General features: G+C 53.2%; 7 protein-coding genes and 1 pseudogene. 3 read left to right on the top strand and 5 right to left on the bottom strand.

Annotation, left to right across the window (positions count from 1 at the left end; all coding sequences use genetic code 11):
* Positions 1-47: 47 nt before the first annotated feature.
* On the top strand, positions 48-1,484 hold the full coding sequence (locus NQU17_13520; GenBank protein UUM11640.1) for a S41 family peptidase: 1,437 nt from the start codon (positions 48-50) through the stop codon (positions 1,482-1,484).
* A gap of 224 nt (positions 1,485-1,708) precedes the next feature.
* Here NQU17_13520 and NQU17_13525 read toward each other — a convergent pair whose 3' ends face one another.
* Together NQU17_13525 and NQU17_13530 are read right to left on the bottom strand one after the other, a co-directional pair.
* Positions 1,709-2,989 (bottom strand): toxic anion resistance protein, encoded by a 1,281-nt coding sequence (locus NQU17_13525; GenBank protein UUM11641.1) that lies wholly within the window; start codon positions 2,987-2,989, stop codon positions 1,709-1,711.
* A gap of 117 nt (positions 2,990-3,106) precedes the next feature.
* Positions 3,107-3,718, bottom strand: coding sequence for a 5-bromo-4-chloroindolyl phosphate hydrolysis family protein (locus tag NQU17_13530; protein UUM11642.1), 612 nt, complete (start codon positions 3,716-3,718; stop codon positions 3,107-3,109).
* Between the two features lie 411 nt (positions 3,719-4,129).
* Here NQU17_13530 and clpB point away from each other — a divergent pair, with 411 nt between their 5' ends.
* On the top strand, positions 4,130-6,736 hold the full coding sequence (gene clpB, locus NQU17_13535; protein ID UUM11643.1) for an ATP-dependent chaperone ClpB: 2,607 nt from the start codon (positions 4,130-4,132) through the stop codon (positions 6,734-6,736).
* 405 nt (positions 6,737-7,141) lie between these two features.
* On the opposite strand, the gene NQU17_13540 is transcribed toward clpB, so the two are convergent.
* The 3 genes and pseudogenes from NQU17_13540 to NQU17_13550 form a co-directional block, all read right to left on the bottom strand.
* A complete protein-coding gene (locus tag NQU17_13540) occupies positions 7,142-8,128 on the bottom strand; it encodes a DUF4349 domain-containing protein (GenBank protein ID UUM11644.1) in 987 nt (328 codons plus the stop codon).
* Positions 8,129-8,517: 389 nt separating this feature from the next.
* Positions 8,518-9,966, bottom strand: a pseudogene (locus NQU17_13545) (NADP-dependent glyceraldehyde-3-phosphate dehydrogenase).
* A 108-nt stretch (positions 9,967-10,074) separates the two neighbouring features.
* Positions 10,075-11,061: a lipoate--protein ligase gene (locus tag NQU17_13550; protein UUM11645.1), complete on the bottom strand. Its 987-nt coding sequence runs from the start codon at positions 11,059-11,061 to the stop codon at positions 10,075-10,077.
* Between the two features lie 315 nt (positions 11,062-11,376).
* Here NQU17_13550 and NQU17_13555 point away from each other — a divergent pair, with 315 nt between their 5' ends.
* Positions 11,377-12,504, top strand: a complete 1,128-nt coding sequence (locus tag NQU17_13555; GenBank protein UUM11646.1) for an aldo/keto reductase — start codon at positions 11,377-11,379, stop codon at positions 12,502-12,504.
* The last annotated feature ends 83 nt before the right edge of the window (positions 12,505-12,587 follow it).

The raw sequence follows: 12,587 nt of genomic DNA on the forward strand, positions 1-12,587 counted from the left end.
CGGTGCTGATGCCGCAGTTCACCATCAGGGGAAGTGAGAAGAGAAGCATGAATCAATGGAATCAGTGGAAGAGAATAGTGATCCTGCTGGCATGCGTCATCGTTCTGACGACCGGCTGCGGATTGGACGTCATGACGAAATTTGAACGCTGGTCTCTGGATCCGGTCATCGCCGCCAGGATTCGAGAGCTGGATGAAGCCTTCGAAGCGGGAAAGCCGGTGGAACATTATGTATCGAATCTGGCAGACCTGACCCATGATCAGATGAGATTTGAACTGTATTATCTCCTGCGTCATCTGGAGCTGGCCGGAACCGACCAGATCTCCAATGCCCGTCTGAATGATGCCAGTCCGATGAAGGACCTGGATCAGTGGATGATCGAGCTGGATCAGATCCAGTCCATGGATCAGTATTTCCGCTTTTTAAAGAAAGTAAGTGAAGCCTATCAGCCCCTTTACACCAGGGTGCTGCATCCCGGAAAAGTCCTGGAGGGCCTGCCCGCTTTGGAAAGCCTGGAGCAGGCAAAGTCAGTTCTTCCTCAGGAAGTCATCTGGGAAACTTACAACGGGTATCGGAATAAGCCGCAAGTTCTGCTGAACAACCAGCAGCTGCTCCAGCGGTTTGAAAATAAATCCGGGCTGGAATACCACAGCGACCTGTTTGAACGCGAGGAAGTCGTTTCCACGGGCGTGGCGGAAGACGGGAAAACCGCCTACCTGAAAATAGCCTCCTTCCAGATTCGTGGTACGGCTCCGGATGGGACGGTTCTAGGAGTAAAAGATTTTCTGTCCAGTCTCTACAAGTTCGATACCCTGATCATCGATGTTCGCGGAAACCATAGTCTGGACATATCCCCCTGGCGGGATGAGATTGTAGCCCGCCTGGTGAAAGTTCCGGCAAGAATCCAGACCTATATCGCCTTTCGTCGGACAGCGCCGGGTGAAGCCATGCGGCAGGAGCTGCTGACCCAGTTCTCTTTCGAAGCGGGTCGTCTGCTTTATGATGCCAGCCGGGGCAGTCGAACTTCGGCGGCGAATCTTGCACTGGATGGAACACCGCAAAGTCCCGTTTCAATGAATCAGGTGATTTATGACGATCGTCAGCAGCTGGGCGACTATGTCAGAATCCGGGATGTTGTCACACCCCGGGATCCGGTCAATTTTAAGGGAAAGATTTACCTGCTCACAGACAGTCAGGTCTATGGCAGCGCAGATTTGTTCAGCTTCTACTTGAAGCAGCTAGATCTGGCCGAGCTGGTCGGGAAGCAGAATCGGGGGGATGGCATCGCCCAGACGTTCGGTTTCTGCAGGATGCCTCTCCCTTATTCCGGGATCGTCTTCCAGATTCAGATGGCTTACGGATTCAACAAAGACGGTTCCCCCAACCATGATCGCGGAACAACCATTGATGTAGCGCGTGAAAATGGGGAAGAACTGGAATATGCCCTGAAACAGTCCATCCGGAAAATTCAGCCCGAACCCTGAAGCAGGTGCTGTCAGATCAAGGGACGCAGCAATAAGACAGGCTGAAAGCTTTCGCTTTCAGCCTGTCATCCGTTTTATTTGAAGATCATCCGTTTTATTTCGAAGACCTGTGTTTGATTGATCCACAGATCTTGCCGTCCCTACCTGATTCAGGGATCCTTTGTCTGTCCGGCGGGAGCAGACAGGAACCTGGTCAGGATCTGGCGGAATATGGACTATTCGGCTTACTTATCTTCTTCAGTAATCTCGGCGTCGACTACCTTCTTATTGAGCAGGGACTCAACCCGGGAGGTATCGTAGCTGTCCGTTTTGGAGCCTGGATAGGATCCCTGTTTTTCCACAGCGGGTTCAGCCTGGGTGGTGGGGCCGCCCGTGACGGATTTCAGCAGGCTCTGCTTCAAGGTATCTTCGATCTTGAGGAGTTCCTGTTCGGCAGCCAGACGGCGGGCCTGTCCTTCTTTCTGAATCTTCAGGGTTTCATCAATGGTGGTAATGAGGTCGTCGTTCACTTTCTTCAAGGTTTCCAGTTCCACGATGCCGCGTTCGGATTCCTTGGCCACTTCAATCGTATTGGTTTTCAGCATCTCTGAATTCTTCCGCAGCAGCTCATTGGTCGTTGTTGTGACGCTGCGCTGCATTTCGAGTCCGGCTTTTTGCTTGGACAGGGACAGTGCGATGACAACCTGGGATTTCCACAGGGGGATGGTGTTGAGGATGGCGGTCTGGATCTTGTCGACCAGGGCCTTGTCGTTGTTCTGGATCAGCTTGATCTGGGGGGCGGTCTGAATTGCCAAAGTTTTGGACAGTTTCAGGTCGTGGACTTTCTTTTCAAACCGGTTGACCGTGTTCTCAAAGTCGTTGATCAGCTGGCTGGCCATGGAATCGTTGGATTCCAGCGCTTCCTGACGCAGGCGGGGGAGCGTGACATCCCGCAGATCCTTCAATTTTTCCTCGCCGGCAAAAATGTACAGCTGGAGATCATTGAAATATTCGACGTTCTTCTGATAGAGGTTGTCCAGGACGCCGATATCCTTGAGCAGTCCCATGCGGGCTTTGTCCAGTTCGGATTCGATTTTGTCGATCTGAGTTTCCAGTGTCTGGAAGCGAGCCATGTACTTCTCGGTATTATTGGTCAGTTTGTTCAGGAACGGGATTTTTTTCAGGAAGCTGTCATCTTCGCCGTCGACATCGGCATCCCGGACTTTCGTCATCAGGTCCACCATGATATCGCCGACATAGCCGGCATCCTTGCTCTTGATCTGAGCGAGGATGGTTTCAGAGAACTGAGCAATGTTTTTCTGAGCGCTGACACCATACTGCTCGGTCATCTGAGAATCCATCAGGTCAATGTTGTTCTTGATCTCTTCGATCTTTTCCCGTTCAGCCGGGGTAATGCGCTCGACCTGCTGGGTCAGCTTGGCAATTTCCTGTTCTTTTTCGACTTGGGCAGTTTGGGCCTTGGCACTGCTTTTGGCTAAGCTTTGCAAGGTGATTTCGTCTGGCATGGTTTCTTCCTCCTGAATTGTGGATTTATGGCATGAATTGATATCTCGGTCCGGGGACGGTAAGGCGTCAGGCTGAGTCTGGATTCAGAGTGGATCAGGATCTCGACTGGATCAGGCTTACGGCTGATCCGGCGGATTGGTTTTTTGCAGCAGATCAATGTCCGCTTCGATATCGATCAGTTCATTGCTGGCTAACTGAATATACTGCTTTTTAAAGGCATCCTGCAGGGTGAGGAGCGCACCGGAGGTCTTGACCTCGATGTTGTCCACTTCCTGGGACTGGATTCCGGTGATCTCAAATTCATGATACTTGGACAGAATGTCTCTGGCCGTATCAAGGTAATATCCGAAGAAGCGGCGTGCCTTTGTGATCTTATGGGGGTTTCGCTTCAGGTATTCCATGATCTTCTCGCCAAGTCGGTACAGTTCCATGGCGTTGTCGGCCACCGGTTTGGACTTGACGTGCTTTGCAACAAACAGGACCTGGTCCATATCGGTCTGACCCTGTTTCATTAAGGCGTTCAGCTCAGCTTCCATTTTTCCGTCGATCGCGTCCAGAGTGGGGTACTGGTTCCGGCGGGCGCGGGCTGAGATCAGAGTAACCAGGAGCGTGACAGAGGTCAAAAGCAGCGTACTGGCGAGATCAATCCGCAGGATGAACAAGGTGAGGACAAAAACGAGCAGCGGGGGCACGAGCACCCCGAACAGGGTTTTCATTTGACGGTTCATGGGTTCCTTCCTTTTCGATGATTTGTGCGGTCAGCTGATGCAATAGGGAATCTGACTGAGAAGAGACAGCCGGCTGCTTCGGATGGTCTCTCAGGGAGAGCTCCGGGCTGCGGCATATTATGAAATAAATTTTAGCACACAATGATGAACAAAGATTGAAAGCAGGATTAAAACACGGTGGAATGGAGAAAGGGGAGGGTCCACCGCAGAGCTGAAAAATCGTGTGATGCAGGGGTGGTGGTTCGGTTGCGGATGTGTTGTGACTGGTTGCCCCAAAAAGGATTAAAAATCGATTAAATAGAACGCACGTTCCGAAGAAGTGATATAATATATTTAGCGACAAAATTAAGGTAGACATGATACAGTCTGACACATGGAGAAATTCATGTGAACTTTTCGTGAGGTGAAACAATGGATTACGAAAAATATACCAAGAATACCATCGGTGTTTTGAATAACGCGCTGAACAGCTGCGTTGAAAACGGCAATTCGCAGATTGAAGATATTCATCTGCTCTGGGGGCTGGTCAAGGATGAGGACAGCCTGATCAATAACATTTTCCGGAAAATGGGAATTTCGACGCCCAATTTCCAGCGGGACGTCAAAGCCATGATTGACCGCAAGCCCAAAGTGTCAGGCCAAAGTCAGCCAGGGATCTCCCAGGGATCGAACAAGATCATGCTGGAAGCGGAAAACCACGCCAAAAAAATGGGGGATCAGTACGTCAGCGTGGAGCATATCCTGATGGCGCTGTTCTCCACGTATGCACAGGACGTCAAGTCGGTGTTTGCCAAGTATGACCTGGCGCTGGACAAGTTCATGATGCAGCTCAAGGAAGTCCGGGGCAGCCAGCGGGTGACGACGGACGACCCGGAATCAACCTATGAAGCGCTTCAGCGCTTTTCCACCGATCTGACGGAGCTGGCCCGGCAGAACAAACTGGATCCGGTCATTGGCCGCGATGAGGAAATCCGGCACGCCATCCGGATTCTATCCCGCAAGACTAAGAATAACCCGGTCCTCATCGGTGAGCCTGGCGTCGGCAAAACCGCAGTGGTGGAAGGCATGGCTCAACGAATCATCAAAGGCGATGTTCCGGAAAATCTGAAAGAAGTCCGCATTTTTTCGCTGAACATCGGCAGTCTGCTCGCCGGTTCCAAATACCGGGGTGAATTTGAAGAACGGCTCAAGGCGATTCTGGATGAAATTCGGCAGGCTCAGGGCTCCATTATCCTGTTTATCGATGAAATCCACAACATCGTAGGTGCCGGCAAGACCGAGGGCTCCATGGATGCGGGCAATATGCTCAAGCCCATGCTGGCTCGGGGCGAGCTGCGCTGCATTGGCGCTACGACCCTGGATGAATACCGGGAATACATTGAGAAGGATTCCGCGCTGGAGCGGCGCTTCCAGCCGGTCATGATCGATGAGCCCACCGTGGAGGAGACGATTGCCATTCTGCGCGGACTGAAGGAACGGTATGAGATCTTTCATGGAGTGACCATCATGGACACGGCTCTGATTGAGGCCGCGGTCCTGTCCAGCCGCTACATCAGCGACCGGTTTCTGCCCGACAAAGCCATCGATCTGGTGGACGAGGCCTGCGCGCTGATCAAGACTGAGCTGAACTCGATGCCGACGGAACTGGATGCCATCCGGCGCGATATCATGGTCCTGGAAATTGAGGAAGCCTCCGTGCGCAAGGAAACCGATGAAGGTTCCCAGCGCCGGCTGAAGGAACTGCAGAAGGAGATCTCTGACCAGAAGGAGGAGTTCAAACGGCTGAAGGCGAAGTGGGAAGAAGAAAAGTCCTCCATCGACCGGGTCAATGACCTGAAGGAAGAGATTGAGCAGATAAACTTCCAGATCGCAGAGGCGGAACGCGCCTACGATCTGAACAAAGCAGCGGAGCTCAAGTACGGCCGGCTGCCCCAGGCCATACAGAAGCTGGAGCAGGCTCAGCAGGAGACTAGTTCCAAGGAAGCCGCCACGCTGCTTCGGGAGAAAGTGACCCCGGAGGAAATCGCGAAAATTGTATCCCGCTGGACCGGCATCCCGGTTTCCCGGATGCTGGAAGGCGAACGGCAAAAACTTCTGCAGCTGGAGGAAATCCTGCATCAGCGGGTCATCGGCCAGGATGAAGCGGTGGCCAAGGTTACCGAAGCAATCCTGCGGTCCCGGGCCGGGATCAAAGATCCCAAACGACCGATTGGTTCATTCCTGTTCCTGGGTCCGACGGGCGTCGGAAAGACGGAGCTGGCCAAAACACTGGCCGAAGTGCTGTTTGATTCCGAGACCAATATGGTTCGGATCGACATGTCCGAGTATATGGAGAAGCACACCGTGGCCCGGCTCATCGGGGCCCCTCCCGGATACATCGGCTACGAAGAAGGCGGTCAGCTCACGGAAGCCGTCCGGCGCAAACCCTATTCCGTGATCCTGTTTGACGAAATCGAGAAAGCGCACCGCGATGTCTTCAATATTCTGCTGCAGGTGCTGGACGATGGGCGCATTACCGACTCCCAGGGTCGAACCGTTGATTTCAAGAACACGATCATCATTCTGACCTCCAACATCGGGTCCCAATACCTTATTGAGGGAATGGACGCCATCGGCAATCTGAGACCGGAGGCTACCCAGCAGGTCATGGCAGAACTGCGCGCTTCCTTCCGGCCGGAATTCCTCAACCGGCTGGATGAAATCGTCATGTACAAGCCGCTGACCATGCCGGAGATCAGCCGGATCATGGACCTGATGCTCGCCGAGATCGGCCGGCGCCTGGAGGACAAGAACATCACGCTGAAGCTCTCGCCCCAGGCCAGAGACCTCATCGTGAAGGAGGGGTATAATCCGGTATACGGAGCCCGGCCTCTGCGCCGCTACCTGCAGGGAAGCGTAGAAACCCTCCTCGCCCGGGCCATTATCTCGGGAGAAGTGGATCAGAACAAGGATATTCTCTTCACGGTGAAAGACGGGACCCTGACCATGGAGGTCCAGGAACGGACCCCCATTCAGTAGTCCGCAGAAATCGGTTCCGACTTTAAAAATGACAACAAGCCTATTCCCCCAACCGGCTCTGAACCAATCAGGGCCGGTTTTCCATATCAGGAAATCAACAGACCATACCAGCCCGGGGGTCCAAACCCCCCAAAGCTTTGATCAGGATCCCAGAAGCGAAAATGGCAGTTGAGCAATTGAAGATAAAAAAAGACACCGAACCTGGGTTCAGTGTCTGAGCGGTCTGGCTGTTCTTGTCTGGCTGTTCTTGTCTGGCTGTTCTTGTCTGGTCTGTGTGTTCTGAGCTCCGTGATTCGAAGCTTGATTGATGGAAAGGAAGATTCGTCTTATTAAGGAAGAGCATTATTATTGAAAGCAAGCGCTGCCGAACGCGAGGGGGCAGAGATTGTCTGATCCGGTGACTCATCAGGATTTGGATTTCGGGGACTGGTCCGGGTCGGCGGGTGGGGATTGTTCGGCTGTCCGGTTTGGTGTCCGGTGATAGAGCGGGGTTCCGTCGGGTCCGATGCGGTTGCTCCAATGGTTAGGATTGCGGCGAACCACTTTTCGGGCAATGAAGAGGATCACGGCCAGAGGGAGCAGGACCGGCAGAAGGAAGATGATGCCGGAGATAACATCGACGGCGGTATCTGCCCAGTAACGCAGCCCCTTGCTGAAGTTATTTCTGAATCGATCCCAGGCGGACTCGGGCTCTTCGGTGGTGGCCAGTCCGGTTTCATCGGAGACCTGGACCGTGATGCGGGAGAACTGGGTGGAGTTTTTCAGAGCATTGAGCTGACCTTCGTAGGATTCAATTTCCTGTCGAGTCTGCTGCAGAGAACTCTCAATGGCCAGGATATCCTGGATTTCGGTAGCCTTGGCCAGAATCCCGATGAGGGTTTCTTCCTTGATCTTCAGTGTTTTAATCCGGGCTTCCGTATCGATAAACTGAGTGGTAACATCGGCCACATCCAGGGTTACATTACTGGTGGTTCCCAGTTTCTTGATTTCTTCGATGGCGGTGTCAAAGTTGGCGGTGGCGACTTTGATGGTGATGGTCAGGTAACGCTTTTCACTGGTCTGGGACTGCTGCATGTAGTAGACATAGCCGCTGTAGCGTTTGGCGATCAGGTCGATCTCGGTCTGGGCAGTCTGGATGTTCTTTGCGGTCATGGCGATGGTTGCTGTTTTCACGAGCTTCTGTTCATTGCCCAGCTCGACGGTCTTGTCGTTATTATTGTAGTCTGGCGGAACAAAATCCGGTTTCAGGCCCTGATCGGTCGGTGCCGTCACACCGCCTTCGCCGCTGGTGTCACTGGAGACGTTCAGGCGGTCATTGATGGCGCTGCAGCCGGTCAAAAGGCTGAAAAAGAGGAGGACGGCCGCAATGGCCCGTGTGGTTTTTGGCTTCATGATATAACCTCCCGGCATCATTATTCGATGATTATAGCTGTATTATATGCTACTGTCCGCCAAATGGATTACAACATAACTACAAAGGATGGGAAATACCTGCGGGATCTTCAATAAATTTGCGGAATCAATGCGTATTCAATACGTATGCAAGACGAATTCAATCAGTTCTTCGCTTAGATGGGAAGGGCTCCGCACTGACTGAGAAACGACGGACAAAAGCCCCGTCAGAAGGGTTCGACTTTCTGGATAATCTGAGCAAACTGCCCCGGCCAGCTGGCCGGGGCAGTTTGCAGTTTTCTTGCTGAGGGGCGGGGTCAGGATATTTCGGATTCCCCCTGTCCTTCGGTAACCGGCGTATCTTCTACGGGGTTGACCAGCTCGGGGCGGATCGTCACGACGATGGCCTTGGGTCGGGTCATGGCTTCAATCGCATATCGGATGCCTTGAGTTCCCATGCCGGAGTCTTTGACTCCCAGGAAGGGGAAGTGGTCCGGTCCGCGTTCCGGTTTGTTGTTGATCTGAACGGTGCCGACTTCCAGGCGGTTGGCAATGGTAAAGGCCTTGTCGATATGATTGGTGAAGACGGAAGCCTGAAGGCCGTACTGGCTCTCATTGGCCAGACGGATGGCCTCCTCGGCGGAGGAGACCCGCAGGATGGGCAGAACCGGACCGAAGGGCTCTTCCCAGGCGATGCGCATGTCTGGCGTGACCTGATCCAGGAGGGTGGGGTAGAGCAGGTTGCCTTCCCGGCGGTTTCCACTTAAGAGGACTGCTCCCTTGGCCAGGGCATCGTCGATAAGGCCCTGGACATAATCCGCGGCTTCGCTGCTGATCAGCGGCGTGATGGTGACGCCTTCCTCCATGGGATGGCCGCTTTTCAAGGCCTCCACTTCAAGGGTCAGATATCGGGCCAGTTCATCGCCGATGGAGCCCACGGCCAGAACCCGCTTGACGGCGGTACAGCGCTGACCAGAATAGGAGTAGGCACCGACGGTGATCAGCTGGGCGGTTTTTTTCAGGTCCGCGTCCTCCAGCACGATGGCGGGGTCCTTGCCGCCCAGTTCGAGAATCTGCGGGACCATACCGGCCAGGCCGGATATATGGCGACCGGTCTTGGTGGAACCGGTGAAATTGATGAAATTGATCCCCGGGTGAGTCGTCAGATAGTCGCCGATCTCCGAGCTTTTGCCGGTAACGGTATTCAGGACTCCATCCGGCAGACCGGCCTGACGGAACATTTCAGCCAGACACAGGGCGCTGATGGCCCCTTGCGTCGGCGGCTTCATGATGCAGGCATTGCCTCCGATCAGAGCGGGAGCAACCTTGGATACCGTCAGGTTGACCGGGTAATTGAACGGGGAGATGGCCAGTACCGTACCGATGGGCGAAGCCGTGACAATGGACAGTTTGTTCATGGATCCGCCGGGGAATTTGTCGCCGGAGATGGTTTCACCCTCAATGTTCTGACCGGCGTCGGCGGTAAAGCGGATAAATTCCGCTGACCGGATCACCTCATTCTGAGAGGAGGGCAGGGTCTTTCCGATTTCCATCGCCATAATCCGGGCGATTTCATCGGCATTCTCTTCCAGCAGATCCGCTGCCCGGTACAGGATATCGGCCCGTTCGGACATGGGCCGCAGCGCCCAGGTTTTCAGCGCGACTTTCGTATCAGCAATGGCCTGATCTACTTCACTCTGAGTCATTGCCTGGATATGTCCTACAACGGAGTCATCTACCGGGGATCGGACCGCGATGGTCTTGCCCGAAGTCGATTCAATCCACTGGCCATGCAGCAAGTTTCGATAGATCTGATTGACATGAAGTTCATTCAGCATAGCTTGCCTCCTTGAGGGATTACATGAAAAGTATCTGCAATAGTTTCTGTATTTGATTCTGCCTGGGATTCACATCGAGCCAGGGATGAATCGTGATTGAATGGCTTATTAGTTTGTCAGGAAATCCGAAAATTCCTCGGGAGTCATCTGGTTGAAATAGTCCTGGATGTTGACGATCTGCAGGGCTGCCAGGAGATCTTCCTTGGTATATTTGACATTCTTGAGGTGGTTTTCCAGGGTAGCGATATCTTCCCGGACAAAGTAATCCCCATACAGCTTGATGTTGGAGATCACGCCGTCCTTAACGTCAATTCTGGCATCCACGATGCCGAAGGGGAATTTTTCAGTTTTGGAAACGTTGAAGGCAGGGGATTTGCCGTAGTTCCATTCCCAGGTCAGGAACTTTTCCCGGACCAGCCGCTCATGGATGGCTTTCTCTTCAGCGGTCAGTTCGTATTCTTCCAAGGGATAGATCTCTCCGATGGTTTTGAGCAGGAGATCCTGGAACTGCTCGATGGTCAGGGATTTATCTTCCAGATATTCGATGATGTTCGTGACTCTGGACTGGACGGACTTGACGCCCTTGCTCTGAATTTTCAAAGGCTTGACTTTCAGCGCTTTGCCCAGTTCCTGCATTTCGGAGTTGAACAGGATCGTTCCGTGCTGGAGCAGCTTGCCGTTGTGGAAGTACTGCGCGTTGCCGGAGAACTTGCGGCCATCGATGAGGATGTCATTGCGGCCGGACAGTTCTGCCTGAATGCCGAGTTTGGCCAGGGTCTTGATAACCGGCTGGGTCAGGACGTTGAAGTCATTGACATTCTCCCGGGATCCCCGGACGATGAAGGAAAAGTTCAGATTGCCGTGGTCATGGTAAACGGCTCCGCCGCCGGACAGACGGCGCTGGACATGAATGCCTTTTTCCCGCACATACTCCTCATTGATCTCCTCCAGTGTATTCTGATGCTGTCCGATGATGATGGAAGGATCGTGGATATAGAAAGTCAGATAATCGTCCATGGGCAGATAGTTCATGATCAGGTCTTCCATGGCCATGTTGTAGGCCGGTATCCGATAGTCTGTCTTGATGTATTTCATAGTCGGCTCCTCTTCGTTGGTTTGATGGACTGATAATTACATTTTATCATATCGGTCAAAGCATAATGCCGGAAGATATACTGCCCAGGTGCGGCTGCGACCGGCAGGACTGCATCAATCCGGAGAACCAGGAAGTCTGAATCGAGCTGGTGTGGTTCAGAAAAACTGTTGAGACAAGAGGCAATGTATTACAGAAATTCGCAGAAACGACCAGTTTCAGGGGACAGTTTTTCTTTGGGATGCAGAAATAATGCTACAATTATAGTCAGAATAGAACCTGCATCGTCAGAGCAGATCGTGGAAAGGGGATTAATAATGATCACAAGCAAGATTGAATCACTCGGCGTGGAGCCTTCCAAGCTGGGGTATGGCTGCATGCGGTTTCCGACCCTGGAGGACCGTTCCATCAATGAAGAAGAGGCACAGAAGCTCCTCGACACCGCGATCGCCGGTGGCGTAACCTATATTGATACGGCCTGGCCCTACCATGAGGAGCGCAGCGAAGAATTTGTCGGTCGTGCCCTGCAAAAGCATGATCGGGATTCCTATTATCTGGCGACCAAACTGCCGGTCTGGAAGGTCGAAAAGAGAGAGGACGTGCGCTATTATCTGGAAGAACAGCTGCGCCGTCTTCGGACCGATCACATTGATTTCTACCTGCTTCACGCTCTGAGTAAGGAACGCTGGCAAAGTGTTCTGCAGCATCAGATGATTGAGGAGCTGGAAGCGCTGAAGGCGGAGGGCAAGATCCGGTTTCTGGGCTTTTCCTTCCATGATGAATTCGATGTCTTTGAAGAGATTATCCGTCACCACGCCTGGGATTTCTGCCAGATCCAGTTCAATTATGTCGATACTGAAATTCAGGCCGGACTGCGCGGTCTGGAGCTGGCGGAGTCCTTAGGAATTCCTGTGATCGTCATGGAACCCGTCAAAGGCGGATCCCTGGCGAAGCTGCCAGCGGCCATGGAAGCTTTTTTCCGGACGCTGCGGCCCAAAGATTCCGTGGCATCCTGGGCGTTCCGCTTTGTCGGCTCCCATCCCAATGTCAAGATCATCCTGTCGGGCATGACCACCATGGAACAGCTGGAGGACAACCTCAATACCTTCCGGACGTTCCAGCCCCTGGATGAAGCCGAAAAAGCAGCGATCGTGAATGTGACTCGTGAATACAAGGCCCGGCTCAACAACCAGTGCACTGCCTGCGGCTACTGCATGCCGTGTCCTTTCGGGCTCAAGATCCCGGCCAATTTCCGCATCTGGAATACCGGCGCGGTCTACGAAGATTTTGAAGGAGCCAAAGCCAGGTATTTCGAACTGTCGGAAGAGGAGCGGGCCTCCCACTGCCAGGCCTGCGGAGCCTGTGAACCACAGTGTCCCCAGGGGATTGAGATTATTGAAGACATGAAGAAAGTGGCAGCTCTGTTTGAGGGAACCCCGCAATAGCAAGTTGCAGCCGGAGTAAGTTATGACCGGAGCAAGTTATAACCGGAGCAAGTAGCTGCGGAAGCAAGCTGCACTCAGACCAA

The organism is Clostridiaceae bacterium HFYG-1003, from assembly GCA_024579835.1.
Taxonomy (GTDB): Bacteria; Bacillota; Clostridia; order Clostridiales; family Clostridiaceae; genus JG1575.